The following is a 26,938-nucleotide window of genomic DNA, read 5'->3' as shown; positions in this document are numbered from 1 at the left end:
AGACGTCGGTGCGGGTCACCGCCGAAACCAGCCCGCTGCCCGCCGCCGCACAGAACCCCAACTCACCCCGGGCGTCTCGCCAGGGCTTCGCTATTTCGGCCCACTCTGCGCACACGCCTGCGGGCTCGCCGCCGCGCCGTCCGGTCTCAGGCGGCCGTGATCCGCTCCCTCAACTCGCACGCTCCGCTGGGTGGTTGCACGGCGGGGCAGCCAGAGGACGGTCACCCCCCAGACGCCTGTGTAAGAGACACGGCGCCAAGCAAAGGAGTTGGACCTATGAGGATTCTCTTCCTCCTCTTCGGTGGCTTCCTCGGCCTCGTCCTCGGTTGCTTCCTCGGTGGCGTCATCGACGGCGGTTACGCCGTCGCCGTCGCCGGCGTCGGCGCCGCCATGTTCGGCGGCCCCTTCGCCATCTTCTGCGCCACCCATGGGTACTACGGCGAGATCAACATGGGCGGCGACGTGTTGCGCGCCGCCCTCATCAGCGGCGCCGCCAAGAACATCGCCGACGCGTTCGCTTGCTTCCTCGGCAGCGCCATCGCCGTCGTCGTTGGCGGCCTCATCGCTCGCGGCGTCGGCGGCGACGCGGGCGGCGTCGGCGGCTTCTTCGCGGGCACCCTCGGCATCGTCGGCGGCTTCTTCGTCGGCGCCTTCGTCGGCGGCTGCCTCGTCGGCGTCGTCGTCCTCTGCCGCCACGTCCTCCGCAGTCGGCGTGACGCCAACTAGCTCGCCGCAGGGCCGCCTGGCGGCTGCGGGGCGTGCAACCAGGGGACCGGCTACCAGGCCGGTCCCCAGTATTGACTGGTTCCCTGGCTGAGGCCGCGGGACCAGACTCTTTCGGGGACCCCGCCGGCTCCCTTGATCGCCCAGGTACCGCCGCCGGCGGTTCGGCTGCTCCCGGCAGGCCAACGCCTGGCTCCCAAGAGACCGGAAGCAGGCGCAATGTAGATGCCTGCGTCGCCCGCGTCCACGACGTCCACACCGGTTTCCTCGCGGCACCCGCGAATGCCGCACTCGGTGAGCGTCTCGTTCTTCTTCGGACCGCCCGTCGGAATCGTCTTGGGACTCACGACCGCCCTCCTCCGTCCACCGCGCCGGATGGTCCTGCCAATGGACGGGCGTACGACCCGAGAACGTCGGCGATCCAGCGCACGCGCTCGCGGCTCAAGCAGTGGTCGCCAGCTCCCCCAGCTCGCGCGCCACCGGAAGTGACCGTGCCTCAGCGGGAAGACTTCGCAGGACCACGCCGACCAACGACAACCGGGCGACGGCGACGTCGGACAAGTCCTCAAGCGCGGTCGCAGACCGGCCCCGACGTGCGGCTCAAGCGCAGGTTGTCAGCTTCCGCAGCTCGCGCGCCGCCGGAAGGTCCCGCTCTTACTCGGGCACGGCTCCCAGTACTTGCCTGGCCAGGAGCTTGCGGCTCAAGCGGTGGTCGTCAGCTCCCGCAACTCCCGCGCCGCCGGAAGGCCCCGCGCCTGCTCAGGGAGAGTCCGCAGGACCATATCGGCCAAGGTAAGGCGGGCGGTGGTGGCGATGTGCGTGTCCTTCAGCGCGGTGAGCGCCTGCTGCAGACCAGCGTCGATCTCACGCGTCCGCACGAGATACGCGGCCTCCATCAGAGCGAGGTGAGGGTCGAACGGATCGTCGTCGAGTGCCCCCAGTGCACATCGGCGCGGGACGGTCCGGCGCGGGTGGCGCCGGGTCGTCCCGTCTGCATCAGGCCGTGAGGACTTTGTGCAGGGCCTCCGCGAATTCCTTGGGCCGGCCCATGAAGCCGCCGTGGTCGCCGGGGAACTCGGTCGGGGGCGTGCCGAGCAGGTCGGCGAGGGCCAGGGAGGTCTGGTAGGTGACCAGGCCCTTGGACTCGGCGCCGATGCCGATGACGACGCGGGACGGCGCCGCCTTCAGTGCGGCGGTGTCGGGCACGTAGCGAGTGGTGCCGCGCAGTTCGTGGTTGAAGAAGCGGGCGCTGTTGGCCAGCTCCTCTTCAGTGGGCTCTCCTGGAGGGCCGGACGGCGCGTCGTCGGCGGACAGGTCGAAGCCGGCGGTGGTCATGAACTTCATCCACGCCGCGCCCACGCCGTCGCGGTGGAAGGTCTCGATGATGTCCTCTGTCGTGGCGCGCCGGTCGGCGGCGTCGGGCAGCAGTTCCAGCAGTGGAGGCTCGTGCGCCACGAGCGTCCACACCCGTTCGGGGTGCCGCTCGACCAGGGCCAGGCCCGTCACCGCGCCGCCGCTGCTGCCGAACACGTCGGCGGATTCCGCGCCGAGGGCGTCCAGGATGGCGGCGAGGTCGTCGGCGCGCAGCTCGGGTGTGGAGTCCTGCTCGGGGTCGTCGACGTGGCTGCGCGAGATGCCGCGCGGGTCGTGCGTGACGACGGTGTGATCGCTCGCGAGCGCGTCCGCGAGCGGCGCGAACTCCGAGGCCGCCATCGGCGAGCCCGTCACCAGCAGCAGCGGACCCGAGCCGCGGACCTCGTAGTGCAGGCGCGCGCCGGGTGTTTCGAGAGTGTGGGTTGTGGTCATGAAAGGGCAGACCTGGGACGGCGGGAAAACTCATCGCGGATACTCAGGACGGTTGAGTAGTCGCGCTCTGGGGCCTGCCGGACGGGGTGGGGAAGGGTGGCCGCATGAGCATTCGCGGTGTTTCCCGGCATCTGGGCGCGGCAATCTTGGCCCTCGCGGTGAGCATGCTCGCCTGGCTGGCGTGGCTCGGCTGGGATCAGCGTTACGACGAGCATCCCGACGGGCGGGTCACCGGGCCGTACCAGGCGTGGCAGGTGGTCGGCCTGGTGGTGACGCTGCTGGTGCTGGGCGGCTTGGCCGTGTGGCAGCGCCGCGCCGTCGCCGTCTGGCTCGGCGCATCTTTGGGAACTCCCCTGGCCGCCGCCCTGGACTGGGCGGAGGACGGCTTCTGGGTCATCGGAGTCGGCCTCGTCGGCATCGGCGTTCTCACGGTCGGCGGCTGCGCGATCGGTATGGCCTCGGTGCTGGTTTCCGATCGCGCGCGAACCTCGGCGGGTTAGCCGCTCTTCATCGAAGAACCTCCGAGGAAACCCCGGCCTTCAGGCCGGGGAGGAATCGGACCCCTGCGGAGCAGGGCAGGAACCGACATTCGCCGCCCGGGCGAATGCCGGTTGACCAGGCACTATCCAGCACGTTTTCGTCCCTGTGTTCGAGCGTGCACGCTACGATCGCCCCGTGCCGCGCTACCGCCTGGCCCCCACCCCAGAGCAGGAGCAAGCCCTGCTCTCGCATTGCGCGCACGCCCGGTACGTGTGGAACCTGGCCGTCGAGCAATACCTCTTCTGGTCCCGGTACCGGGGCGGGGCGCCGGGCTACAAAGAGCAGTCCCGGCAGCTCACCCAGGCCCGCGCCGAGTTCGAGTGGCTGCGGGCCGGTTCCCAGACCGTGCAGCAGCAGGCGCTGCGTGACTTCGCGCAGGCGATGGGCAACTTCTTCGCCGGTACCCACCGCCGCCCCACCTGGCGCAAGCAGGGCGTGCACGAGGGATTCCGGCAGGTCGGCGTCAAACCGCACCAGGTCGAGCGGTTGTCGCGCAAGTGGGGTGCGGTGCTGGTGCCCAAGTGCGGATGGGTGCGGTTCCGCCTGTCGCGGCCGGTGCCGGAGGGTGTGAAGTCCTACCGGGTGACCTGTGATCGGGCCGGGCGCTGGCATGTGGCGTTCGCGCACCTCCCGCCCCCGGTCCCTGGCCCCGGCGATGGGACCGTGGTCGGGGTGGACCGGGGCGTGGCCGTCAGCGCCGCCCTGTCGACCGGGGATCTGCTGAAGGTCCCCGGCCTCACCCCCGGAGAGACACGACGCCTGGAGTTGCTGGCCCGCAACCTGGGGCGTGCCCGCCGAGGCTCGCGCCGCCGCGCGCGGCTCAAAGCCGCGCTCGCCCGCCTCAAGGCCCGTCAAAGCGACCGCCGCAAGAACTGGGTGGAGCAGACCTCCACGATGCTGGCCCGCGAGTTCGACGTGATCGGTGTCGAGGACCTGCGCATCGGGGGCATGACCCGTTCGGCGAAGGGCACCATCGAGAGGCCGGGACGCAACGTCGCCGCCAAGGCGGGGCTGAACCGGGGCATCCTGGCCGCCGGTTGGGGGATGCTGGTCGAGCGGCTGGAGCACAAGGCCCCCGGCCGCGTCCACAGGATCGCCCCCGCGTACACCTCGCAGCGCTGCTCGGCGTGCGGGACCACCGATCGGGAGGCGCGCGAGAGCCAAGCGCGTTTCCGATGCCGGTCCTGCGGCTACGCCGGCAACGCCGATGTGAACGCGGCACGCAACATCGCCCACGAGACCGGACTCGGACTCGTGTGCACGGCGGCCGGACCGGCCGTCGCTGCGCGGGGACGCTCCGGGTTGCCGGGGCGGACGAACCGCGAACCTCAACCTGTCCCCCTCTCCTGAGGCCACGGGTTGGAATCCCCCTCGTTCACGAGGGGGAGAAGGTCAACTTGTGCAGGGACTCCACGTAGCCCCGCCACCAGTCGCGGGTGTCGAGCAGGGTCGCGCGGGCATCTCCGGTGAAGCCGACCTTCGGTATGGCGTCGAGACGGTCCAGCAGTTCCTCGGCCTCGCGACGCAAATCGGCGACCATCTCCTGTGCCTGGCGCAGCAGATCCCGCCGGGCCTGACCGGTCGCCGTTCTGATCGTCGCGGCCAGAAAGGCCGGGTCCATGGCCATGGCCGGTTCGGAGATCTCCAGCTCGGTCAGCCCCTTGCCGTTCGCCCAGCCCGCCTTGACCAGCAGGTTGGGGCTCGGGGCCCGGCCGATCGCGGTGTCCTGCCAGCGGACGATCTCGCCGAGCCGCGCCAGATGCTGCTTCATCGCCTCGGCCAAGTCGCGTGCCATCGCGTCCTCGGGAGCGTTCTCACTCTCGGACACGGCGTCCTCTCGTCGATCCTGCATCCCGTCGGAATTCGATCTCGTTTGAGGCGCGCCGGAACCGGCGTGAACGATCAGCTCCCAATGATCTTGACAGAAGTCAAGCAAGAACGGCGACCGTTTCGGGTCAACTTGGCAGGACGTGTCGTGCGGTGCCGTCAGGCGTGCCGGGAGCGGGCGGCCTCGTCCAGGCCGAGGATCCCGATCGCCTCCTCCCGCATCTGAACCTTGCGGACCTTGCCGGTGACGGTCATCGGGAACTCGTCCACCAGGTGCACGTACCTGGGGATCTTGTAGTGCGCCAGCCGCCCCGAGCAGAACTCGCGCAGCGACTCGGCGGTGAGCGGCGCGGCGCCGGGACGGAGCCGGATCCAGGCCATCAGCTCCTCGCCGTACTTCTCGTCCGGGACGCCGATGACCTGCGCGTCCACGATGTCGGAATGGGTGTAGAGGAACTCCTCGACCTCGCGCGGGTAGACGTTCTCACCACCCCGGATGACCATGTCCTTGATCCGGCCGGTGATGTTGACGTAGCCCCCGCCGTCCATCACTGCCAGGTCGCCGGTGTGCATCCAGCGGGCCGCGTCGATCACCTCCGCCGTCCGCTCCGGCTCCTCCCAGTAGCCCAGCATCACCGAATAGCCGCGGGTGCACAGCTCGCCGGGCGTCCCGCGCGGGACGGTCACGCCCGACACCGGGTCGACGACCTTGACCTCCAGATGCGGGTGGACGGTCCCGACCGTCGACACCCGGCGGTCCAGCGAGTCGTCCGCGCGGGTCTGCGTGGACACCGGGGAGGTCTCGGTCATGCCGTAGCAGATCGCCACCTCGGCCATCCCCATCCGCTCGATGACCTGCCTCATCACCTCGACCGGGCACGGCGACCCGGCCATGATCCCGGTGCGCAGCGAGGACAGGTCGTGGTCGCCGAAGGAGTCGTCGTTCAGCTCGGCGATGAACATCGTCGGCACCCCGTACAGCGAGGTGCAGCGCTCGGCCGCGACCGCCGCCAGCGTCGCCGCCGGATCGAACGACGGCGCCGGGATCACCACGCAGGCGCCGTGGCTGGTTGCCGCCAGATTCCCCATCACCATGCCGAAGCAGTGGTAGAACGGCACCGGCACGCAGATCCGGTCCTCCTCGTCGTAGCCGCACAGCTCGCCGACGAAGAAACCGTTGTTGAGGATGTTGTGGTGGGACAGGGTCGCGCCCTTGGGAAACCCCGTCGTGCCGCTGGTGTACTGGATGTTGATCGGGTCGTCGGCGCTCAGCCCGGCGCCCGCCTCCGCCAGCCGCGCCGGATCGCCGACCCAGCCCGCGTCGTGCAGCGTGTCCCACGACTCGCGGCCGATCAGCACCACGTCGCGCAGTTCCGGGCAGCGCGGCCGGACCTCCTCGATCATCGCCGCGTAGTCGGAGGTCTTGAACGACGGCGCGGCCACCAGCGTCCGCACCCCCGACTGGTTCAGGACGAACTCCAGCTCGTGCACCCGGTACGCGGGGTTGATGTTGACCAGGATCGCGCCGATCCGCGCCGTCGCGTACTGGACGAACACCCACTCGGCGCAGTTGGGCGCCCAGATCCCGACCCGGTCGCCCTTGGTCACGCCCATCTCGAGCAGGCCCAGCGCGACCGAGTCGATCTCGGCGGCGAGCCGGTCGTAGTTCCACCGCCGTCCGGTGGCGCACTCGACCAGGGCGTCGCGATCGGCGAACGCGGCCGCCGTCCGGGCGAAATTGGCGCCGATGGTGTCCCCGAGCAGCGGCCTGCCCGACGTCCCTGACACGTAAGACAGTCCGGTCACCTTGCCCCCGCACCCCCAACAAACGCAGCCGCGCCGCCCTCGCTTCGCTCGGTCACCTTGCCACTTGCGGGGGGACGCCCCCCCACACCCCCCGACACAGCAGCCGCGCCGCCCTCGCTTCGCTCGGTCACCTTGCCACTTGCGGGGGGACGACCCCCCACACCCCCCGACACAGCAGCCGCGCTGCCCTCGCTTCGCTCGGTCACCGCAGGTCCGCCTCTCGGTACTCGCCCTCCGGGCGGGCGGAGGGGTCGGGATGCTTGTCGACCTCGCTCGCGCGCAACTCCACCCGGCGGATCTTGCCAGAGATCGTCTTGGGCAGCGCGGCGAACTCCAGCAGCCTGATCCGCTTGAACGCCGACAGCTGCGCCCGCGAATGCGCGAAGATCGCCGCGGCGGTCTCGGCGGTCGGCTCCCAGCCCGCGGCCAGCGTGATGTACGCCTTGGGCACCGCCAGCCGCACCGGATCGGGCGAGGGCACGACCGCGGCCTCGGCCACCGCCTCGTGCTCGATCAGCACGCTCTCCAGCTCGAACGGGGAGATCTTGTAGTCGGACGCCTTGAAGACGTCGTCGGCCCGGCCCACGTAGGTGATGTAGCCGTCCTCGTCGACGGCGCCGATGTCGCCGGTGTGGTAGCGGCCGTCCGCCATCGCCTCGTCGGTGCGCTCCTCGTCGCCGTGGTAGCCGGTCATCAGCCCGAGCGGGCGCTCTTCGAGGTCGACGCAGATCTCGCCCTCCTCGGCCGGCTCCCCGGTCGCCGGGTCCACCAGCGTGATCTGGTAACCGGGCACGGGACGTCCCATCGAGCCCGGTTTGACCTCCTGGCCGGGCGTGTTGGCGATCTGCACGGTCGTCTCGGTCTGCCCGAAGCCGTCCCGGATCGTCACCCCCCACGCCTCGCGGACCCGCTCGATGACCTCCGGGTTCAGCGGCTCGCCCGCCGCCACCACCTCGCGCGGCGGGGACGACAACCGGCTCAGATCGGCCTGGATCAGCATCCGCCACACGGTCGGCGGCGCGCAGAAGCTGGCGACGCCGCAGCGCTCCAGCTCGTCCAGCAGCCGGTCGGCGTCGAAGCGCGTGTAGTTGAAGATGAAGACGCACGCCTCGGCGTTCCAGGGCGCGAAAACGTTGCTCCAGGCGTGCTTGGCCCACCCCGCCGACGAGATGTTGAGGTGGACGTCGCCGGGCCGCAGCCCGATCCAGTACATCGTGGACAGGTGGCCGACCGGGTAGCTGGCGTGGGTGTGCTCCACCAGTTTGGGACGGGCGGTCGTGCCCGAGGTGAAGTACAGCAGCAACGTGTCGGTGGAGCACGTGATCCCGTACGGGGTGAAGGCGGTGTCGGCGTCGTACGCCTCGTCGTACCGCAGCCAGCCGTCCACCTCGGGGCCCACCGCGATCCGGGTGTAGTCGCCGGGGATGTCGGCGAACTTGGCGGCCGCGTCCGAGCGGACGACCACGTGCTTGGCCCGTCCCCTGGCCAGCCGGTCGCGCAGGTCCGCCGTCCCGAGCAGCGGGGTGGTCGGGATGAGGACGGCGCCCAGCTTCATCGCGGCCAGGATCGTCTCCCACAGCTCAACCTGGTTGCCGAGCATGAGGATGATGCGGTCGCCGCGGCGCACGCCGGCGGCGCGCAGCCGGTTGGCCACCTGGTTGGAGCGCCGCGACATGTCGGCGAACGAGTGGCGCTCCTCCGTTCCGTCCTCCTCCACGATCCACAACGCGGGCCGGTCGTTATCTTCAGCGATCTTGTCGAACCAGTCGAGTGCCCAGTTGAACCCGGTCAACACGGGCCAGCGGAACTTCTCGTACGCCGTCGCGTAGTCATCGCGATGGGCGAGCAAGAAGTCGCGCGCCGCACGGAACTCAACTGCCGCCATGGTTCCTCCTCGTAGCCGGAAAGCCACCCTGTCAGGAGGATCGTTGGCCGAGCCCCCGGGCCACGTTCCCTGACGCGCTCTTCCTACCCCCTGCCGGCCTTTTTCGAGCGCCCGGACGGGCCCGAAACGGCGCCGGCGACGAAGGTCGCGCGCAGTAGCCGGGCCATGTGCTCGCCCACCTGCACGGGCGTCCAGCCGCGTTCGACGAGAAGGGTTTCGCTGACGCCGTTGGAGATGAGGGCCAGGAGCATGTCGGCGGCGGTGTCGACCGTCCAGCCGGGGGCGAGGACGCCTTCCTCGTCGAGCCGCCGGACGAGGGCGCGGTTGGTCTCGTACCGCCAGTACATGGCGGTCTGCCAGTGCCGGGCGGCGTCGGGGTCGGTGGGCGCGACGCGTTCGACGGCGCGGGCGACGGCGAGGATGCGCGGCATGTACTCGGCGTGCCGCCGCGCGAACTCCTCCAGTGCGGTGACCGCGTCCGGCGCGTCGCCGATGGGGGCGAACCGGCCCTGGATGTCCTCGACCTCGTTGACGTGCTCGAACAGCGCGCTGATCAGGTCGGCGCGGGAGGCGAAGTGCAGGTAGACGGCGCGCCGGGTGACGCCGGCGCGCTCGGCGACGGCGGCCATCGTGGCGGCGGTGACGCCGTCCGTCTCGACGATCTCCCGGGCGGCGGCCAGCAGCGCGGCGCGGGACCGGCGGCCGCGCGCGTTCCGGGGCTCCTCGATCGGCTTGGCCATGCCGGACATGCTTCCAGCTTCCCCGCCCATTGAAGTATCTACACAGGTTGTGTACTTTTTAACTTCACATGACGTGTAGTTCTTGGAGGTCGGTGTGGACGGACGTGATCGCTGGTGGCTGGTGGCGGGAACGGCGCTGGTCGTCTTCATGGCGACGCTCGACACCAGCGTCGTCGCGGTCGCGTTGCCCGCCTTGGAGCGGGACTTCGGCGTGCGCACCGCCGCCACCGAATGGGTCGTCCTCGGCTACCTGCTGCCCCTGGTCGCCCTCACCCTCCCGGCCGGGCGGTGGCTGGACGGCGTGGGCGCGCGGTCCGCGCTCATCTTCGCGATCGGCGGCTTCACCGCGAGCAGCCTGGCGGCCGGGGCCGCGCCCGTCCTGGCCGCCCTGGTCGCGGCCCGGCTCGTGCAGGGCGCGTTCGCCGGCCTGCTGTTCGCGCTGGTCCCGATGATCTCGACGCGGGCGGTCCGCCCGGAGCACGTCGGACGGGCGTCCGCGCTGGTCATGACGCTCGGCCCGCTCGGCGCGGTCAGCGGACCGGCGGTGGGCGGGATCGTCACCGGAACGTGGGGCTGGCCGTGGATCTTCTACCTGAACGTGCCGGTCGGGCTGCTGGTGATCGCGATCGCGCTGGCCCAGATGCCGCCGGACGCGCGGGTGCGTCCGCCCGGCCACTCGTTCCTCGGCGAGAGCGTGCTGCTCGGGACGGCCACCGCGGCGCTGCTGCTGGGGCTGTCGCTGGGCGCGAGCCACGGGACGCACTGGTTCGGACTGGCCGCGCTGGCGATCCCGCCCGTCCTGGCCTGGTGGCGGAGCGGCCCGAGCGCACCGTTCCGGGAGCTGGTCCGCGTGCCGGGCGTGCCGGGGCCGGTCGTCCTGGTGCTGCTGAACGCCGTGGCGATCTCGATGGTGGAGTTCCTCGCGCCGTTCTACCTGCAGCGCGTCCTGGGACTGACGGCCGCGGCCGCGGGGGTGGCAATCCTGGCGTTCCCGGCGGGGATGGTGCTCGCGGGTCCGCTGGGCGGGCTGCTCGGTGACCGCTGGGGCGCCGCCCGCACCACGCTGCTGGGCTTGATCGTGGCGACGGCTGGCACCCTGCTGCTCGTCCCGCTCGACGCCGGATGGGAGCCGTCCGACCTGAGCTGGCGGCTGGCCGTCGCGGGCGCGGGCGTCGGGCTCTTCGCCGGCCCCAACTTCATGATGATCATGACCAGGGCTCCGGACGCGCTCGCGGGGACGGCGGGCGCGGCACAGAGCCTGGCACGGCAGCTCGGCTTCGCGTTCGGCCCCGCGCTGGCCACGGCCGCGTGGGCGCTGTCGGGGTACAGGCCGCCGGGCATGCGCTGGGGCATGGCCATCGCCGCATGCGCCGGGGCCGTCGGCCTCCTCGTCCTATGGCGGACGCGAACGGAGGAGGCCGCCAAGGTGCGCCCTTGAACTCGGCTCAGCTGTGCGGGATGTACGGCGGCGCGACGCCCCAGCCCCAACGCGGGACGGGAGCCTGCGTGGGCGGCTCGGCGCCGGGCTGCGAATTGGCGAAGGCGAGCCGCGTGCCCCACTCGATGTAGCCGAAGAACGCGGCGCGGAACTCGGGGTCGTCGGGCAGGCCGACCTGGTCGGCGGCGTCCATCAGCAGGCTCACCCAGCGTCGGCGCTGCGGCTCGGTGATGCCCTTGCCGAGATGCTGGGTGAGCATGTGCTGGTAGCCGCCGCGCTCGTCGCTGTAGCGGGACGGTCCGCCGAAGACCTCGGCCAGCCACATCGCGACGTACTTGGGGTGGCCCGGGTCCATGCCCGCGAAGAGGGGGCCGATGAGGTCGTCCTGGAGCACCTGCGTGTAGAACGCCTCGGTGAGCCGTTCCAGCGCCTCGGCGCCGCCCGCCCACTCGTACAGGGTGGGTACGGAGGAGCCGGTGCCGTGCACGGCGGTGCGCTCGTAGTGGCGCATCTCCTCAATCCGCTGGACGAACGGGCGGATCTCGGCGAAGAACGCCCCGAAGTGCTCGCCGTTCCGGAAGCCCTGCAGGTGGTCGTCCGCGGAGGTCCAGGTGATCCGCAGGACGTACCACCCGGGCTCGTCGACGCACCGGGACAGCTCGTAGTCCACGCATTCGGGGGCGGCCGCCAGCGGGACGGCGGCGCGCCCGTAGGCGGCCTCGAACTCGCTGGCGTCGGCCTGGTCGACGCGGTAGCGGATGTACTCGACGATCACGGTCTCACACCCTCGTATCGAGAGAAGCGTAATGCTGTAATGGAGTAATCATGCCAGGGCGGTGGCCCCTCCGCGGTCATCCGGACGGGCGACCGCGGAGGGGCCACCGCCTCGAGTTCAGTCCTTGGCGGGACGGCGCGCCCAGGCCACGCCGCCGATCAGCAGCACCACGACCAGCCCCGCAGCGCCGATCCACACCCATCCGGACGACGAGGACTCCGCCTCCTCCTGCCCCGCCGCGTTGCTCGCCGAAGGCGTCGAAGCGGGCGCGCCGGACGCGTTCGCCGCCGGAGCCTGTCCTTGGCCGGAAGCGGTCGAGCCCTTCACCGTGAACTTGAACGTGCCCGAGATCGGGTGCCCGTCGGCGGACACGACCCGCCAGCCGACGGTGTAGGTGCCGTTCGCGAGCGTCCCGTTCACCGGCTGGGTGACCTTGTCGCCGGACACCGTCGCGGGCGCGCTCTCGATCCGGGCGTCACCCGGGCCGGTCAGCACGATCCGGGGCAGCCGGACCTTCTCGGTGTAGGTGAGCGTGATCTCGCGGGGCGGGGCGACCTCCGCCTTCGCCTTCGGGTCGGTCGACTTCAGCGCGGTGTGCGCCGCCGCGGGCACCGCGCCCAGCGTCAGCGTCGCCGCCGCGAGCGCGCCCGCCAGCCCGGTCCTGGCCAGGATGGAACGGATGGTCATGACGGCCTCCTCGCACGAGTGACTCCGGATGAGGCGAGCACGGACATGAGAGATCTCCATTGGACGTTCGAGGCGTACGGGAAAACCGGAAGCGCCGCGTGTTCGGCGTCCGGTGGCGCTCGGCGCCCGTCCGCGAGCCCGTCCGGCCCCTGATCGGGACAGGTCAGGCGTGCGCGAGCGCCCTCGAACGCCGGGGCGGGCCCCGCCGTACGACCTGGTACCGCAGGACGCGGCCGGCGGTGCCGGTCGCGATCACCGCCGTCACCGGAGATGTACGCGCCGGAGGGACGGCCGGTTCGACCCGCAGCAGCACCAGCAGGACGCGCAGCGACCGGTCGGCCAGGGCGGCGACCCGCCGGGCCAGCGTCCAGGCCGCCCGCTCGCCGCGCCGCAGCCACCAGGCCGAGACGACGGCGGCGGCCACGTGCGCGAGCGTCATCGCCAGGCTCGACTCGTACCCGGGGACGGACGCGATCTGGTGGTGCCCCGAGGCCGGGTCGGCCGGGAGCGCGGGGAGCGGCGGCGCGGTGGCCGCCGCGTACAGGCTGTGCAGCGCGAACTGGCCGCCCAGCAGCCCGCCCAGGATCGTCGCCAGCGAACGCTCGTGGCCCGCCAGCACCAGCGCCACCGCCAGCACCCCGCCGAAGCCCGCGGCGATCGCCCAGACCGGGACCGTGACGGTGGAGGTCAGGGTGTGCCCGAGGGTCGCCAGCGACACGCAGACGGCGGCGAAGGCGGCCGCCCGCGAGGTCCGGAAGAGCGGATGCGGGGACATGGCCCGTTCATCGTCCCACTCCGGTCCGGTGATCTCTATACCTCCCCCCGGATAGGACGCGACACGCCCAACATGTTGTGGTGTCGCGAACCGGTCCACCCAGATGTAGGGTCTTGCCCGTGCTGGTTCGCCCGTGCCGCCAACGGCTCGGGCGTCGTAAGAGGGAACCCGGTGCGACGTGCGCTGCCGCCATCGGCGCCGCCAATTCCGGGACTGCCCCGCAGCGGTGAGCGGGAACGACCGCCGTCATAGGCACTGGCGCGTGAGCGCCGGGAAGCGACGGCCACTAGGTCGCGCCGTCCGGACGTCCGGACGGCGCGGTGCCCGCGAGTCCGAAGACCTGCCGGCACCGATGTTCGTCCAGGCCTCGCGGGAGGGCCGGTGGACGGTGCGCGGCATGCCGCCGCGCCCCCGTTCGCGTGCCCGCTCCCGGCGAGGCGAGCAGCTCGCGACGGAGAGAGCAGAACACGTGACACAGCAAGTCATCGACCGGCTGGCCGCCGAGGTCGAGCAGGCCTGCGCGGGCCTGCCCGAAGCCGACCCGGCACGGGTGCGACGGGAAGACCGCGACCAGGCGATCGCCGAGGCCGCCGCCCTCGTCGCCGCGGAGCCCGCGTACGCCAAGGTCGCGGCCCGCCTGCTGAGCCTGAAGATCGCCGACGAGACCGCGGCCGAAGGGGTGCGGGCCTTCTCCGAGTCGGTCGCCGCCTCGCACGCGCAGGGGCTCCTCGCCGACGCGCCCGCCGCGTTCGTCGCCGCCCACGCCACCGAGCTGGACGCGCTGATCGACGATGACGCCGACGACCGCTTCGAGTACTTCGGGCTCCGCACCCTCTACGACCGCTACCTGCTGCGGCATCCGAGCACCCGCCGCGCCCTGGAGCGCCCGCAGCACTTCTTCCTGCGCGTCGCCTGCGGGCTGGCCGCGGACATCGGCGAGGCCGCCGAACTGTACGGGCTGCTCAGCACGCTGTCGTACCTGCCCAGCTCGCCCACGCTCTTCAACTCCGCCGCCCGCCGCCCGCAGCTGTCGTCGTGCTTCCTGCTCGACTCGCCCCGCGACGAGCTGGAATCGATCTACGAGCGGTACGGGCAGGTCGCGCGGCTCAGCAAGTACGCCGGCGGGATCGGGATCTCCTGGACCCGGATCCGGGCGCGCGGGTCGCTGATCCGCGGCACCAACGGGCACTCCAACGGGATCGTCCCCTGGCTGCGCACCCTCGACTCGTCCGTCGCCGCCGTCAACCAGGGCGGCAGGCGCAAGGGCGCCGCCTGCGTCTACCTGGAACCCTGGCACGCCGACGTCGAGGAGTTCCTGGAACTGCGCGACAACACCGGCGAGGACGCGCGCCGCACCCACAACCTCAACCTCGCCAACTGGATCCCCGACGAGTTCATGCGGCGGGTCGAGGCCGACGGCACCTGGTCGCTGTTCGACCCCAAGGAGGTGCCCGAGCTCACCGACCTGTGGGGCGACGACTTCGACACCGCCTACCGCCGCGCGGAGACGGAGCGCCGGTACGTCCGGCAGGTTCCGGCGCGCCGCCTCTACGGCCGGATGATGCGGACGCTCGCCGAGACCGGCAACGGCTGGATGACGTTCAAGGACGCCGCGAACCGTGCCTGCAACCAGACCGCCGAGCCGGGCCGCGTCGTCCACCTGTCGAACCTGTGCACCGAGATCCTGGAAGTGACCGGCGACCGCGAGACCGCGGTGTGCAACCTGGGCTCGATCAACCTCGCCGCCCACACCACTCCGGACGGAATCGACTGGGAGCGGCTGCGGGCCACCGTGCGCACCGCCGTCCGCTTCCTGGACCGCACGATCGACCGCGGCTTCTACCCGACCGAGGAGGCCGCGGACGCCAACCGGCGGTGGCGGCCGGTCGGGCTGGGCGTGATGGGCCTGGCCGACGTGTTCTTCAAGCTGCGGCTGCCGTTCGACTCGGCGGAGGCGCGCGAACTGTCCACGCTGATCGCCGAGGAGATCGCGCTGGCGGCCTACAGGACGTCCGCCGACCTGGCCGCCGAACTGGGGCCGCTCCCCGCGTTCGAGCACACCCGCACCGCGCGCGGCATGCTGCACCCGGACCACTTCCCGGACGCCGCGCCCGCCCGCGCCGCCGAATGGGACGCCCTGCGCGCCCGCGTCGCCGAGGTCGGGCTGCGCAACTCGCTGCTGATCGCCATCGCGCCGACCGCTACGATCGCGTCCATCGCGGGCTGCTTCGAGTGCATCGAGCCGCAGGTGTCCAACCTCTTCAAGCGCGAGACGCTGTCGGGCGAGTTCCTGCAGATCAACGGCTACCTCGTGGACGACCTGAAGCGCCTCGGGCTGTGGACGCCCGCCACCAGAGACGCGATCAAGCGCTCCAACGGCTCGGTCCAAGGCCTGGACCTCCCAGCCGAGCTCCGCCACCTCTACCGCACCGCGTGGGAACTCCCCCAGAAGGCACTCATCGACCTGGCCGCCGCACGCACGCCCTACATCGACCAGAGCCAGTCCTTGAACCTCTTCATGGAGACGCCCACCATCGGCAAGCTCTCCTCGATGTACGCCTACGCATGGCGCAGCGGACTCAAGACGACCTACTACCTGCGCTCCCGTCCGGCAACCCGCATCGCCCAGACAACGCTCATGTGCTCCCTGGAGAACCCCGAGACCTGCGAGGCGTGCCAGTAATGCTGTTGGACCCGGGCATGGACCTGACCCTGCGCCCCATGCGCTACCCCGACTTCTACGAGCGCTACCGCGCCGCCATACGCAACACCTGGACAGTAGAAGAGGTCGACCTCGCCTCAGACCTCCAAGACCTGAACCGGCTCACCCCAGAAGAACTGCACCTGGTCAACCGGCTGGTCGCGTTCTTCGCCACCGGCGACTCGATCGTGGCCAACAACCTCGTCCTGAACCTCTACAAGCACATCAACGCCCCCGAGGCCAGGCTCTACCTATCCAGGCAGCTGTTCGAAGAGGCCGTGCACGTCCAGTTCTACCTGACCCTGCTGGACACCTACCTCCCCGACGCCGACGAGCGCGCACGCGCGTTCGCGGCAGTCGAGCACATTCCGTCCATCAAGGCCAAGGCCGAGTTCTGCTTCCGCTGGATCGACTCCATCAGCTCCCAGGACGAGTTGCACACGCCCACCGACCGGCGCTCGTTCCTTCTCAACCTCATCTGCTTCGCCGCGTGCATCGAGGGCCTCTTCTTCTACGGGGCCTTCGCCTACGTCTACTGGCTACGCTCCCGCGGCCTCCTCAACGGCCTGGCCTCAGGAACCAACTGGGTCTTCCGGGACGAGAGCATGCACATGGACTTCGCCTTCTCAGTCGTCGACACCGTCCGCTCCGAGGAACCCGGCCTGTTCGACACCGAAATGACAAAACAGGTGACCCGCATGCTCGAAGAAGCCGTGGAGGCCGAATTGGAGTTCGCCCATGACCTGTGCGGCGACGGCCTACCAGGCATGAGCGCCGACGACATGCGCGGCTACCTGGAATACGTGGCCGACCAACGCCTGACCCGCCTGGGCCTACCCGTCCGCTACGGCTCGTCCAACCCGTTCACGTTCATGGAACTCCAGGACGTCCAAGAACTGTCCAACTTCTTCGAACGCCGAGTATCCGCCTACCAGATAGGCACCGAAGGCACCGTAACCCTAGACGAACCCTTCTAACCACGAAGCGGCGGCCGCACCCGGCGGCCACCGCTTCCAAGGGAGGCCCTGTGCGTCCAGGGCCCCGGCTCCGGCGTGACTGGTCACGTCCGCCCGAGCTGGTGGATCCAGGCTCAGCGATTGTTGTAGATCTCGTAGGTCCGGGCACCGTTATCGCACCCGTTACCGACCGACCGACATACGGTCACCTGGATCCACTTCTTTTCGGGGAGGTTGTACACGCCCCCCATCGAAGCTTTGGAATAGCTGCACTTCCCGTTGTTCTTGGTGTCCGGGAGGTCGAACCGGTAGCGAGCGTTACTGCCTTCCCCTACTTCCACCCACGCAATAGCCCAACGTCCATCGGACTTGGTGTCGCAGATCTTGAGGTGGTCGCCCTTCTTCGTGAAGTACGCCCTCGCCCCCTTGGTCTCGTCGTTCCACGGGCCGTACTCCCAAGTGGCGGCCGATGCGGTACCGGAGCCCAGGGTTACCGAGGCCATGGCCACAGCGGCCACGGGAAGGACGCGGGCCAGCAACGCCTTGATTTTCACGCAAAGTCCAATCTCTGGAGGAAGGGGGATTGCCCGGTATGGGGCGAGGTGATCTTTGAAGTCTCCGCACTATAGCGATATGCGATCAGTAAGACAACGCGAATGGATAACCGGCCAGACCCGGATTTGCGACTGCCCTCGGTGTCGACCAAGTCGCTCGACGTGGTCGGGGCGGCTCATTCTGGGGGTGTCGTATAAGTAATTGGCCTGATGCTGTCCACCAGAGCATCGAGACGCTCGTCGATCGTCTGCATCATGATGACGAATTCTTTGTCGTGTTCGAGCTTGTCCTTCCATCAGTAGGTGGAGGTGATAATCGCGGCCTGGCCTCCCTCCTCTTCGCCCCGGCCGACTGCAGCGCCTCCGAGGACGGGCAGGTACCGGGGTCAGAGGGAGATGTGGTGCATGATCACGTTGTGCACGTGGTGGGTCTTGTCCTCGCCGCGGAACTCCACCTCGTAGAGCTGGGTGCCGACGTGGATCGCGATCGCGCCGGAGGAGAAGAACGAGCCCGCGAACGACTTGTTGCTGACCACGCTCACCGAGCTGATCCGCGAGTACGGGATGCTGGTGATCGCGATCTTCTTGCCGACAAAGGACTTGTCCTGGATGATCACGCGCCGGTCGGTGAGCCCGATGAACCCCGTCCCGGCGCCCACGGCGTCGTACACCGCGATGATCTGCTCGCCGGGGAGCAGTCCGCTCTCGATCTGCTTGAGCTGCCCCGACCTGTCGTGCGGAACCCCGCCGCGCCCCATATGAGCCTCCCGTGAGTCGTGCCGCGCATTTTCGTACGACGCGCGCGGCGTCCGCACCGTTCCGCGATAACGGGTTTCGCGGGCCACGTCCGCTTCGCCGGGGGCTCTTGGCTGGGCACCCACGCCTACACCCGGTTCGACTGGACGGGTGTGTGCGCTGGCGGCCGTCGCGCCGGCCCGGCATCTCCTCCGCCGACTCGGTTTCAGCCGCCGGATCGGGGCACCAGACGAATGATCGGCAGTTCCCGGTCGGTCTTCTGCTGGTACTGGGCGAAACGGGGCGCGGCCGCGATGATCTGCTCCCAGGCCTGCGCGCGTTCCGCCCCGTGGAGCTGCTCGGCGACCACCGCCACCTCGCGGCCCTCGACTTCGATCTTGATCTTGTCGGGGTGGGCGGCGAGGTTGTGGTACCAGGCGGGATTCCCCGGCGCCCCGGCCGCCGACGCCACGATCAGCCAGTTGCCGTCGCCCCCGGGCCACCAGCCGACCGGAGTCGTGCGTTCGAGTCCGCTCTTGCGGCCGACGGTCGTCAGGATCAGGGCGTTGAAGCCCCCGAACTTGCCCTTTCGGCGGATTCGCTTGGCGACCAGCGTGTTCAGCAAGCGGAGCATCCTCCCGGCCGGCTGACGGGCACCGCGGGTTCCGGCAGGTGTATCGAAGCTCATGTCGTCTCTCCGAGCTGGGCGTCGCTATTGATGCGGTCGTCGATGACGAAGGCGACCTTGGTGTTCCCGGCCCGCACGTCGCGGAACGTTCGGATCTCGGCGGAGCCGATGCGGCCCCGGACCTCGACATAATCGTTAAGCAAGCATACTGTACACGCACTTAACTATATTACCTGTGCGGGCTTTGCCGTGTGTGCCGGTCTAGGCCTCGGGTACCAGGTCGGTCCGCTGGTCCTTGTTCGTGGTGTCGTCATCGCCGCCGTGGGAGTTCCGCACGTGCCTGAACGCCCGCAGGGCGAGTACGGCCAGGCCGACGTAGAAGATGGCGCTGACGATGCCCACCACCTGCACGCCGGAGGTGAACGCGTCGCGGGCCGCGGCCAGCAGGTCGCTGCTCTGTTCTGCGGGCAGTTGACCGGCCGCGCCGACCGCGCGGTCGATACTTTCCCGGGCGGCGTCCGCCACGTCGGGTGGTACCGGGCCGAGCGCGCCCTCCACGTTGCTCCGGTACACCGCGGTCCCGAGCGTGGCGAGCGTGGCGATGCCGAGCCCGAGCCCGAATTCTGCGGTCGTCTGCACGATCGACGCCCCGGAGCCGGCCTTGTCCGGCGGCACGGCCCCCATGGCGAGGTGGTTGCAGAGCGCGGCCAGCGGCGCGGTGCCGAGCATGGCGACACACATCGCAATGAAGATCATCATGGGGCCGGACGTCGAGTCGGCCAGCGTGAAGATCATGTAGCCGGCACCCGCAACGAACAGTCCGCCCGCGATCAGGTACGCCGGACGGATGTGGTTCGCCAGCGGTGGGGTGGACAGATTGCCGACGATCATCAGCACGTTGGGCACCACCAGGAGCAGGCCGGCCGCCAGCGGGGTGAGGCCGGTGACGTTCTGCAGGTACAACGTGACGAGCAGGAGGGTGCCGGTGCCCACCACGGCGGTCACGAACATCAAGGTCAGTGCGGAGCTGAACGTGCGGTCGCCGAACATGCGCAGGTCGAGCAGCGGGTGCTCCAGGTGCCGCTGACGCTGGACGAACACCACCCCTGCCGCGATGCCGAACACCAGCGCCACGGCGGGGAACCACTCCCAGCCGTTGCGGGCCAGCTCCTTGAGCCCGTAGACGAACGGCAGGATCGCCGCGAGGGACAGCACGACGCTGACCGGGTCGAGCTTGCCGGCCTGCGGTGCACGCTGGTCGGGGAGCAGGGAGGGACCGAACACCAGCAGCAGCACGATCCCCGGCACGGCCACCAGGAACACCGAACCCCACCAGAAGTACTCGAGCAGTACGCCCCCGACGAGCGGGCCGAGCGTCGTCCCGCCCATGAAGCAGGTCAGATAGATGGCGAGGGCGCGGCTGCGTTGCTTCTGGTCGGTGAACATACCGGTGACCAGGGCCAGCACCGACGGCATCACCGCGGCACCCGCGACGCCGAGCAGCGCACGGCCGGCGATGAGCATCTCCGGGCTTGTGGAGAACGCCGCGGCTACCGAGGCGATGCCGAACCCGGCGCCGCCGATGAGCAGCAGTTTCTTCCGGCCGATCCGGTCACCGATGGTGCCCATGGTGACCAGGAAGCCCGCGATCAGGAAGCCGTAGATGTCCACGATCCACAGCTGCTGGATGCCGCTCGGCGCGAGGTCGGCGGTCAGGTGCGGAACGCCCAGGTACAGCACGGAGAAATCCATCGTGACGAGGAATGTGGGCAAGCCGAGCACGGCCAGCCCGACCCATTCCCGCCGCCCGGCTCCGGGCCTCGTGTTCGCAGTGGTCACGATCTGGTCCTGTCGTAGGCGCGCACCTGTGGTGACGCGCTGTCGAACGGTTGTTGTGGCGGCGCGATCGGTCGCCGGAGCGCCAGGGCGGGTCCACTGCGGCACGGCGGCTGGTCGGGCCCGGGCGGCGTCCCCGTCCGCGGTTCCAGGCCCAGACGTGGAGACGCAGGCCCCCAGGCGTTAACGGGCTGTTGCGAGGTTGACTGATGGTCATCTTGGTCGGCGACATCACCTACCGGAGACAAGCTCGGCCAGGTGGTGCAGCGAGTTGGTGAGATGCTCGGGGCCGAACGGCGGGAACTGGAGGTACTCCCGGATGGACTGCGGCACCGCCGACCAGTCGTAGGTGAGCGTGACCTCGGTCTCGGACGGACCGAGCGGCGCAAGGTCGTAACGCCAGATCCCGCCGAACTCCAGGTGGCCGTCATCCTTCTCCTGCCCCGTCAGCCAGCCGATGGCGCGTGGCGGGTCGAGCACCTGGACCTTGTTGGCCACCTGGTAGTCACCGTCTGGATGGTTGGGGTGATACATGTCCATCCGGAAGATCTGCCCCACCTCGGTCAGCGGCGCCCGGTCGGCAGGTTCCTGAACCCAGCCGGTGCCATCGATCGCGGAATGGGTCGTCGGATCAGCCAGCACCGCGAACACCCTCGCGGCGGGCACGGCGACGGTCAAGGTGGCGCTCACGTTCTCCTGGTCCACGGCGTGCACGCTCCTTGTCATCTCATCTCTGACCTCGCGCCCAAGGCGCGCCCGTCGCGTCTCCAGGAAGGTTCGTTCAGTGTCGTTCGTGGCCAGGGTGATCGCCTCGTCGTAGGCGGCGACGGCATCGGCGGTACGGCCGAGGCGGGTGAGCAGGTCCGCGCGGGTGGCGGGCAGCAGGTGGTAGCCCGGCAGGTCCAGCTCATCGATGGTGGCCAGCGCCGGCGCCGGTCCGTGCACCTCGGCGACGGCGACCGCGCGGTTGAGCGCCACGATCGGGGTCGGGGTGTGCTGCAGCAGCTGGTCGTAGAGCGCCAGCACCTGCGCCCAGTCGGTCGCCGGCCCGTCGGTGTGCACGGCGTTGATCGCGGCCTGCAACTGGTACGGCCCCGGCTGATCACGGCGCAGGCACCGCCGTACCAGCTCATGTCCCTCGGCGATCAGCTCCCGGTTCCACAGCGACCGGTCCTGCTCGGCGAGCACCACCAGTTCACCCGAAGGCCCCACCCGCGCGGGCCGCCGGGCTTCGGTGAGCAGGAGCAGCGCCAGCAGCCCGATCACCTCCGGCTCGTCGGGCATCAGCTCGGCGAGGGCCCTCGCCAGGCGGACGGCCTCCAGGCACAGGTCCGTCCGCAGCAGCTCCCCGGAAGTCGAGGTGTATCCCTCGTTGAAGACCAGGTAGAGCACGGTGAGCACCGATGTCAGCCGATCGGGGAGTTCGGCGGCGTCGGGCACCCGGTAGGGGATGCCGGCGTCGCGGATCTTCTTCTTCGCGCGGACGATCCGCTGGGAGACGGTCGCTTCCGGCACCAGGTAGGCCCGCGCGATCTCCGCCACCTCCAGCCCGCCGAGCAGGCGCAGGGTGAGCGCGGTCTGCGCGAGCGGCGACAGCGCCGGGTGGCAGCAGGTGAAGATCATGCGGAGCTGGTCGTCGCGCACCGGTCCCACCTCCTCTGACTCGTCGGGTTGGTGCAGCAGCAGCGCCTGCGCGTGGCGGGCCTCGCGGGTGGACTCCCTGCGCAGGCGGTCGATCGCCCGGTTGCGGGCGGTGGTCACGATCCACGCGCCGGGATTGGGCGGCGTCTCGTCCCACTTGTGGACGGCCACCGCGAACGCGTCCTGCACGGCCTCCTCGGCGAGCCCGATGTCACCGAGGAGGCGCGTCAGCGTGGCCACGCACCGGCCGTACTCCGACCGGTAGACGCTGTCCAGATCCATTCGTGCTCATTTCCACTGCGCATCTTGGAACGGGCGCACCTCGATCGGGGCCCCGCAGGCCAGCGCGCATTTATCGGCCCAGGCCAGCGCCTGGTCGAGGTCGCCGCACTGGATCACCCAGAATCCGCCGAGCTGCTCCTTGGTCTCGGCGAACGGGCCGTCGGTCATCGTGGTCGTGCCGTTGCCGGGGCGGACGACCGTGGTGGCGGGCGAGGACAGCAGGCCGCCGACGAACACCCACGAACCGGCGGACTGCATTTCGGCGGTGACCTTGGCCGTCCGGTCCTGCTGCTCCTGCGTCTCCGCTTCGGACGGCGACGGCGCGCTTTCGTCGAACTGGACGGCGAGCAGGTACTTCTTCATGGCGAACTCCTTCGGAGGATCAGGCGGACAGGCGTCGGGCGATGGCCGGGATCACGATCGCGGCGGCGACCACGTGCGTCAGCATCAGCAGCATCTTCGTGGCCACGGACGCGTCCGCGAGCACATCCGGTACCAGTGACAACGCGGTGAGCACGACCGTGGTTCGGACGAACGCCGTGCGCGGACGGCCGGCCGTGCGGGCCAGTACCAGGGCGAGCATCAGGCCCACCACGGAGAAGATGACGGTCAGCACGGCGAACCCGGACACCGGGATCGGCGCGCCGCCGACAGCGAGGCTGATCCCGGCGAACTCACCCGCCGCGGCGACGGCCGCGGTCGCCGCGGCCGCGACGGCCGCGGCGGTCACACCGCCGGTGATCAGTGGCTTCGCGGGAGCGAAGGTGATGGTGGACATCGTGGGCCTCCGGTGAGTGGCGACCGGCCCGTTGCCGGCCTCTCACCTTGGCTACGAACGGGCTCGACGCCATTCGACACCCCCGCAGAAAAAAATCAGAAAAGCAGGACCGACCCACCAGCAACCAACACACAGCGACCGACTCTGAACCACGAGAGCGGATCCGCGGTCGTGCGGGCTCCGCGCCGGTCCCCGCTCATGGGTTCTTCGCGTACCTCATGACGGTGACTCCGGAGGGGAAGGGCCGCGCGTCGGTGAGGGCGAAGCGATGCGCCGCGAACGGGCCGTCGAACAGGCGGATCCCGTCGCCGAGCACGATCGGGTTCCGCTTGAGGACCAGATCGTCGATCTCTCCGAGGAGGTGGGCGGCCAGGTTGCCGCCGCCGCACAGCCAGATGTCCTGGCCGTCCTGCCGCTTCAGTTCCTGGACGAAACCCGCCGGGTCGTCGACCTCAAGGCCAACATCGACTTCCACGAGTCGTCCGGCATGCCGGGCGACAGGGACGCCGTCGTCCTGCTCTACCTCGCGCTCAACTGGCTGATCGTCGAGCGCCTCACGCTCCCCGACGTCTTCCCCGAGGACGAGATCGCCGACCTGGTCAGCACCACCGTCGACCGCATCGTCCCCTGACCTCGCTTTTGAGACTTCAAAACCGACCCCCTGCGAGAACCGTCTACTTTCCTCCGAAAGCCTCAAAAGGGAGTTCAATGAGATGATTGAAGCAAGGAGGACTGGATGAAATTCGTTCTAGAGGTGGACCTGACGGGCTTCGACGGAAAGGCCGACAAGGAACTCGGCCGCATCCTGCGCTACTGGGGCGGGAACCTTCACCACTACGACATGAAACCCGGCGACGGCTCCCCCATCTACGACTCGGACTACAACGATGTCGGCAAGTGGAGCATCACCGCCACGGACGATTGATCACACATGCCCTTCTCCGAAACCTCTCTGACCGGCCCGATGCTGCATGCTGCGCGAGAAGCCTGGGGGAAGGCGCTCGATGGCACTGCAGTACGTCTCTATGGCGGCGAGGAATCGGCCGCGTACCGGATCGGTGACCTGGTGGTGCGCGTGGGCACCACATGGCGGGGCCAGGCGGAGACGGAGTGGTGCCACGCGATCGCCGCGCACGCCGCCTCGGCCATGCCCGAGGCGGTGGCGCCACTACGTACCCGCGACGGGACGACCTGCGTCCTCGCGGAGGAACGGGTCCTCTCCCTGTGGCGGTACGTCAGCGGCGAATGGCCCGACGCCGAGTTGCCGCACATGCGCGAGGAGGCGGCGCGCCTGCTGGCACGGTTGCATCGCGCGCTGTCCTCGTACACACCGCCGCCACGCCCGGTCGCCTCCTTCCTGGAGACCGGCCTGTACGGGCGGCCGCCGCACGACGCGCCCAAGCTGGCAGACCCGGACCTCGACCAGTGGCTCGCCGGCTTCCATTGCCGGAACCGGCGCCGCCACCCATTGCACGGCGACTTCTACGCGGGCAATACCCTCGCCCGCGACGGCCGCCTGGTGGCCGTACTCGACTGGGACGAGGCCGTCGTCGGAGCGCCCGAGGTCGAAGTGGCGTCGGCCGCGCTGGAATGGTCGGACGAAGACGGCGACGCCACGCGGCAACGCCGGGAGTTCGTCGACTCCTACCACCGTGCCGGAGGAACCGCGGGCCCCATGGACGACGTGACGGTGACCCAGTTGATCCGCCACCGCCTGCGCCGCGAGGCCGCCTACTTCGAGCTGGCCCGGCAACGCGGCGCCGTCCACGACGAGGACGATCGCGACTACCACGAACGCCGCGTGGAGGCGTTCTTCGCTCTCAAACCGTGAACCGGTACCTGGTCTGGGCGTGCGGTTGTTTGGCGAACGCGAGCACCTTGGCCGGTTCTATCCGGAACACCGCAGCCGCATTCCCGCCCGAAACGAAAACGCCGTCGCCGACATCGAAATGCCATTCGCTGCCGTACTTGTCCTCGTACGAATCAGCCAACCGCTGAAGCGTACGACTGTCGGTCACCCGGACGGCGGCTCCCTCCACAATGACGTCAAGGCCCTGCGCCCACGCACTGCTGCCCGTGGTCAACGCCACTTGCCGATGTTTTTCGAGGTTGTGCGCCTTCTGCTCGCCAAGCCCGGTGCAGAAGTGCATGACGTCGTCCTGCAGCACCCCGATCAGCGGAGTCACATGCGGACGGCCATCCGCACGCACCGTTGTGAGCCAGTACGACTCGGCCTCTTCCAGCACCTGAACCGTGTCGGCCCAGGGCGTCGGCCCGGCCGTGGGATCACTGAACCTGCCGTCGAGTTCGGGTTGGACGCCGCCCATGAGGTACCTCCCTGACGGTCGGTACCCTACGGATTCATGCTCATGCGGGCGGACGGGTGGCGCGGACGATGAAGAGCCGGTGCTCTTTCGGCACCATCGGTACGTATTCCCGTGTCGTGCTGAACCCCTGGGCGGCCAGCAGACTCTCGATCCGGCCGAGCCGTCCGTCGAGGTCCTCGACCTCGATGACGAGTGCGTTCACCTTCTTCCAATCCGCTTCGGCGAGGCCGAGGAGGACGTCTTCCTCGGCGCCCTCCACATCGATCTTGAGCAGGTCGATGCGGGCGAGCTCGGGGCAGCGGGCGAGGACCGCCGACAGGGTCTGGACCTCGACCTCGATCGTGCTGGACTCCTTCAGGAGGCCGTGTCCGTAGTTCTTCTTCTGCTCGGGATAGCGCGTGGAATTGCCCGAGGCCCGCGGGTAGTAGGTGAACGGGACCGACGAACGGCCCTCAGCACCGATTCCGACCGGATGGACGGTGACGTCCGACAGCCCCTGCAGGTCGACGTTCCGGCGCAGCGCCTCGACGCAATCGGGCGCCGGCTCGAACGCGTGCACCACCGCGTTCGGCCGTTCCCGCTTCAGCAACAGCGTGAACAGGCCCACGTTCGCCCCGACGTCGAGCACGACGCCATCGGGGGGAACCTCGGCGAACATCGCGCGATACATGTCCTCCTCGAACACCTCGCGGAAAATCCACTTGAGTTCGAGATAGTCCCCCGCCGGGTCGGTCGGCGTGTAGAAACGGAACTCGTCATCGAGGGACACCAGGCTCACGTCACCCATACGCTCACCACTCTCATGCAGGACGGGCAGTCGCCCTCCAGGGTGTCGCCGACGTCTCGAAAGGCACTCGAATCCCGATGGTGCTCTCAGAGCCAGCCGATGGTGTTGAGGACGGGAGCGTGCATCAGGGCGAATGCGTTTCTTGCCTTGGCGGACGCGTCCTGCTGCGGTGGTGAGACCGCGGCGGTCACGACGACGTAGCGGTCCTCGTCACCGACATCACCGGTGAGCGAGTCATCTGGGACGTTGGTGAAGCGCAGGTCGGTGTACTTCAGGCGTTGCCGGACGGTCGCGGCGGCGGCCCGGTCGGGGAACTTCAGGACGTGGCTGTCGTAGAAGGTGTCGACCTCGAACGCCGGGCCGGCGGCTGCCCTGGCTCCCAGTGCGAGCGGGGTGACCAGCACGGCCGTCCCGAGGATACCCAGGGCGGAACCGGGGATTGCGTTCGCGCCGCTCCCACTCCGGCGCCGTGGCGTCGTCCGGGGCCTGGGCCAGGATGACGACCGTTCCGGCCTTCTGGTCGTGGACGCACTGTCCGAACCGCTTGTCCTTCCTATGCCTCCAGAAGTCGCTCAGCAAAGGGATGCTTTGCGCGTTTCTGGGAATCGCCCACCGTCTGAACGACGCGAGGAGGTGGCCAGGAGGTCGATGATCCGGGCCGCGACGCGTCGTCGCGTGCTCCCATCACCCGGATGACGTGTTCGTCGTCCT

Annotated in this window: 30 protein-coding genes and 1 riboswitch; of the genes, 9 read left to right on the top strand and 21 right to left on the bottom strand. The window is 69.5% G+C overall.

Annotated elements, in window-relative coordinates; genetic code table 11:
* Positions 1–276: 276 nt before the first annotated feature.
* Complete coding sequence (locus tag ABD340_RS24235; RefSeq protein WP_344591833.1) at positions 277–726, top strand: hypothetical protein; 450 nt, start codon at positions 277–279, stop codon at positions 724–726.
* Between the two features lie 698 nt (positions 727–1,424).
* Here the strand turns inward: ABD340_RS24235 and ABD340_RS24230 are convergent.
* Both ABD340_RS24230 and ABD340_RS24225 read right to left on the bottom strand, forming a co-directional pair.
* Complete coding sequence (locus ABD340_RS24230; RefSeq protein WP_344591832.1) at positions 1,425–1,619, bottom strand: hypothetical protein; 195 nt, start codon at positions 1,617–1,619, stop codon at positions 1,425–1,427.
* 100 nt (positions 1,620–1,719) lie between these two features.
* Positions 1,720–2,529, bottom strand: a complete 810-nt coding sequence (locus ABD340_RS24225) for an alpha/beta fold hydrolase (protein WP_344591831.1) — start codon at positions 2,527–2,529, stop codon at positions 1,720–1,722.
* Positions 2,530–2,633: 104 nt separating this feature from the next.
* Between ABD340_RS24225 and ABD340_RS24220 the strand changes: the two genes are divergently transcribed.
* Positions 2,634–3,029 carry a hypothetical protein gene (locus ABD340_RS24220; RefSeq protein ID WP_344591829.1) on the top strand — a complete coding sequence of 132 codons (396 nt, stop codon included), beginning with the start codon at positions 2,634–2,636 and terminating at the stop codon, positions 3,027–3,029.
* A gap of 175 nt (positions 3,030–3,204) precedes the next feature.
* Entirely contained in the window at positions 3,205–4,419 is a 1,215-nt protein-coding gene (locus ABD340_RS24215; RefSeq protein WP_344591827.1) for an RNA-guided endonuclease InsQ/TnpB family protein, read from the top strand.
* A 25-nt stretch (positions 4,420–4,444) separates the two neighbouring features.
* On the opposite strand, the gene ABD340_RS24210 is transcribed toward ABD340_RS24215, so the two are convergent.
* The 4 genes from ABD340_RS24210 to ABD340_RS24195 all read right to left on the bottom strand — a co-directional run bounded on the left by ABD340_RS24210 (position 4,445) and on the right by ABD340_RS24195 (position 9,327).
* Positions 4,445–4,897 carry a hypothetical protein gene (locus ABD340_RS24210; RefSeq protein ID WP_344591825.1) on the bottom strand — a complete coding sequence of 151 codons (453 nt, stop codon included), beginning with the start codon at positions 4,895–4,897 and terminating at the stop codon, positions 4,445–4,447.
* A 158-nt stretch (positions 4,898–5,055) separates the two neighbouring features.
* Positions 5,056–6,702: an AMP-binding protein gene (locus tag ABD340_RS24205; protein WP_344591824.1), complete on the bottom strand. Its 1,647-nt coding sequence runs from the start codon at positions 6,700–6,702 to the stop codon at positions 5,056–5,058.
* Between the two features lie 202 nt (positions 6,703–6,904).
* The gene (locus ABD340_RS24200; RefSeq protein ID WP_344591823.1) at positions 6,905–8,587 is read right to left on the bottom strand and encodes an AMP-binding protein; all 1,683 of its coding nucleotides are present in this window, start codon (positions 8,585–8,587) and stop codon (positions 6,905–6,907) included.
* An 83-nt stretch (positions 8,588–8,670) separates the two neighbouring features.
* On the bottom strand, positions 8,671–9,327 hold the full coding sequence (locus ABD340_RS24195; RefSeq protein WP_344591821.1) for a TetR/AcrR family transcriptional regulator: 657 nt from the start codon (positions 9,325–9,327) through the stop codon (positions 8,671–8,673).
* Between the two features lie 94 nt (positions 9,328–9,421).
* Between ABD340_RS24195 and ABD340_RS24190 the strand changes: the two genes are divergently transcribed.
* Positions 9,422–10,765, top strand: coding sequence for an MFS transporter (locus tag ABD340_RS24190; protein ID WP_344591819.1), 1,344 nt, complete (start codon positions 9,422–9,424; stop codon positions 10,763–10,765).
* A 7-nt stretch (positions 10,766–10,772) separates the two neighbouring features.
* On the opposite strand, the gene ABD340_RS24185 is transcribed toward ABD340_RS24190, so the two are convergent.
* The 3 genes from ABD340_RS24185 to ABD340_RS24175 all read right to left on the bottom strand — a co-directional run bounded on the left by ABD340_RS24185 (position 10,773) and on the right by ABD340_RS24175 (position 13,002).
* A complete protein-coding gene (locus ABD340_RS24185) occupies positions 10,773–11,540 on the bottom strand; it encodes a group II truncated hemoglobin (RefSeq protein ID WP_344591817.1) in 768 nt (255 codons plus the stop codon).
* Positions 11,541–11,657: 117 nt separating this feature from the next.
* Positions 11,658–12,227 carry a copper resistance CopC family protein gene (locus tag ABD340_RS24180; RefSeq protein WP_344591815.1) on the bottom strand — a complete coding sequence of 190 codons (570 nt, stop codon included), beginning with the start codon at positions 12,225–12,227 and terminating at the stop codon, positions 11,658–11,660.
* 163 nt (positions 12,228–12,390) lie between these two features.
* Complete coding sequence (locus ABD340_RS24175) at positions 12,391–13,002, bottom strand: MFS transporter (protein WP_344591813.1); 612 nt, start codon at positions 13,000–13,002, stop codon at positions 12,391–12,393.
* Positions 13,003–13,108: 106 nt separating this feature from the next.
* Positions 13,109–13,364: riboswitch (cobalamin riboswitch) on the top strand.
* A 107-nt stretch (positions 13,365–13,471) separates the two neighbouring features.
* Here ABD340_RS24175 and ABD340_RS24170 point away from each other — a divergent pair.
* On the top strand, positions 13,472–15,685 hold the full coding sequence (locus ABD340_RS24170) for a ribonucleoside-diphosphate reductase subunit alpha (protein ID WP_344591811.1): 2,214 nt from the start codon (positions 13,472–13,474) through the stop codon (positions 15,683–15,685).
* The gene (locus ABD340_RS24165; RefSeq protein ID WP_344591810.1) at positions 15,685–16,680 is read left to right on the top strand and encodes a ribonucleotide-diphosphate reductase subunit beta; all 996 of its coding nucleotides are present in this window, start codon (positions 15,685–15,687) and stop codon (positions 16,678–16,680) included. The genes ABD340_RS24170 and ABD340_RS24165 overlap by 1 nt, the downstream gene beginning before the upstream one ends.
* A 113-nt stretch (positions 16,681–16,793) precedes the next feature.
* On the opposite strand, the gene ABD340_RS24160 is transcribed toward ABD340_RS24165, so the two are convergent.
* The 9 genes from ABD340_RS24160 to ABD340_RS24120 all read right to left on the bottom strand — a co-directional run bounded on the left by ABD340_RS24160 (position 16,794) and on the right by ABD340_RS24120 (position 23,588).
* Positions 16,794–17,213 (bottom strand): hypothetical protein, encoded by a 420-nt coding sequence (locus ABD340_RS24160; RefSeq protein ID WP_344591808.1) that lies wholly within the window; start codon positions 17,211–17,213, stop codon positions 16,794–16,796.
* Positions 17,214–17,599: 386 nt separating this feature from the next.
* Positions 17,600–17,971, bottom strand: coding sequence for a PH domain-containing protein (locus ABD340_RS24155; protein WP_344591807.1), 372 nt, complete (start codon positions 17,969–17,971; stop codon positions 17,600–17,602).
* 203 nt (positions 17,972–18,174) lie between these two features.
* Positions 18,175–18,582 carry a nitroreductase/quinone reductase family protein gene (locus ABD340_RS24150; protein WP_344591805.1) on the bottom strand — a complete coding sequence of 136 codons (408 nt, stop codon included), beginning with the start codon at positions 18,580–18,582 and terminating at the stop codon, positions 18,175–18,177.
* 50 nt (positions 18,583–18,632) lie between these two features.
* Positions 18,633–18,779 (bottom strand): hypothetical protein, encoded by a 147-nt coding sequence (locus tag ABD340_RS24145; protein ID WP_344591803.1) that lies wholly within the window; start codon positions 18,777–18,779, stop codon positions 18,633–18,635.
* Between the two features lie 58 nt (positions 18,780–18,837).
* Positions 18,838–20,415, bottom strand: coding sequence for an MFS transporter (locus ABD340_RS24140; RefSeq protein ID WP_344591801.1), 1,578 nt, complete (start codon positions 20,413–20,415; stop codon positions 18,838–18,840).
* A 228-nt stretch (positions 20,416–20,643) separates the two neighbouring features.
* Positions 20,644–22,335, bottom strand: coding sequence for a sigma-70 family RNA polymerase sigma factor (locus ABD340_RS24135; RefSeq protein ID WP_344591799.1), 1,692 nt, complete (start codon positions 22,333–22,335; stop codon positions 20,644–20,646).
* Between the two features lie 6 nt (positions 22,336–22,341).
* On the bottom strand, positions 22,342–22,698 hold the full coding sequence (locus ABD340_RS24130) for a YciI family protein (RefSeq protein WP_344591798.1): 357 nt from the start codon (positions 22,696–22,698) through the stop codon (positions 22,342–22,344).
* Between the two features lie 19 nt (positions 22,699–22,717).
* Positions 22,718–23,113, bottom strand: a complete 396-nt coding sequence (locus tag ABD340_RS24125) for a DUF6069 family protein (protein ID WP_344591797.1) — start codon at positions 23,111–23,113, stop codon at positions 22,718–22,720.
* Between the two features lie 196 nt (positions 23,114–23,309).
* On the bottom strand, positions 23,310–23,588 hold the full coding sequence (locus ABD340_RS24120) for a dihydrofolate reductase family protein (protein WP_344591796.1): 279 nt from the start codon (positions 23,586–23,588) through the stop codon (positions 23,310–23,312).
* Between the two features lie 12 nt (positions 23,589–23,600).
* On the opposite strand from ABD340_RS24120, the gene ABD340_RS24115 reads away from it, so the two are divergent.
* The 3 genes from ABD340_RS24115 to ABD340_RS24105 all read left to right on the top strand — a co-directional run bounded on the left by ABD340_RS24115 (position 23,601) and on the right by ABD340_RS24105 (position 24,944).
* Entirely contained in the window at positions 23,601–23,744 is a 144-nt protein-coding gene (locus ABD340_RS24115; RefSeq protein ID WP_344591794.1) for a hypothetical protein, read from the top strand.
* 105 nt (positions 23,745–23,849) lie between these two features.
* Positions 23,850–24,038 (top strand): hypothetical protein, encoded by a 189-nt coding sequence (locus ABD340_RS24110; RefSeq protein ID WP_344591793.1) that lies wholly within the window; start codon positions 23,850–23,852, stop codon positions 24,036–24,038.
* Positions 24,039–24,044: 6 nt separating this feature from the next.
* Positions 24,045–24,944, top strand: coding sequence for a phosphotransferase enzyme family protein (locus ABD340_RS24105; RefSeq protein WP_344591792.1), 900 nt, complete (start codon positions 24,045–24,047; stop codon positions 24,942–24,944).
* Here the strand turns inward: ABD340_RS24105 and ABD340_RS24100 are convergent.
* From ABD340_RS24100 to ABD340_RS24090, 3 genes are all read right to left on the bottom strand, one after another.
* On the bottom strand, positions 24,934–25,440 hold the full coding sequence (locus ABD340_RS24100) for a pyridoxamine 5'-phosphate oxidase family protein (protein ID WP_344591790.1): 507 nt from the start codon (positions 25,438–25,440) through the stop codon (positions 24,934–24,936). The genes ABD340_RS24105 and ABD340_RS24100 overlap by 11 nt on opposite strands.
* A 40-nt stretch (positions 25,441–25,480) precedes the next feature.
* Positions 25,481–26,227 (bottom strand): FkbM family methyltransferase, encoded by a 747-nt coding sequence (locus ABD340_RS24095; protein WP_344591789.1) that lies wholly within the window; start codon positions 26,225–26,227, stop codon positions 25,481–25,483.
* 86 nt (positions 26,228–26,313) lie between these two features.
* Positions 26,314–26,631: a hypothetical protein gene (locus ABD340_RS24090; RefSeq protein WP_344591788.1), complete on the bottom strand. Its 318-nt coding sequence runs from the start codon at positions 26,629–26,631 to the stop codon at positions 26,314–26,316.
* Positions 26,632–26,938: the final 307 nt, after the last annotated feature.

Origin of the sequence: Actinomadura vinacea, from assembly GCF_039532545.1 — a bacterium.
Lineage (GTDB): Bacteria > Actinomycetota > Actinomycetes > Streptosporangiales > Streptosporangiaceae > Spirillospora > Spirillospora vinacea.
This window is presented reverse-complemented; position numbering and strand designations above follow the sequence as displayed.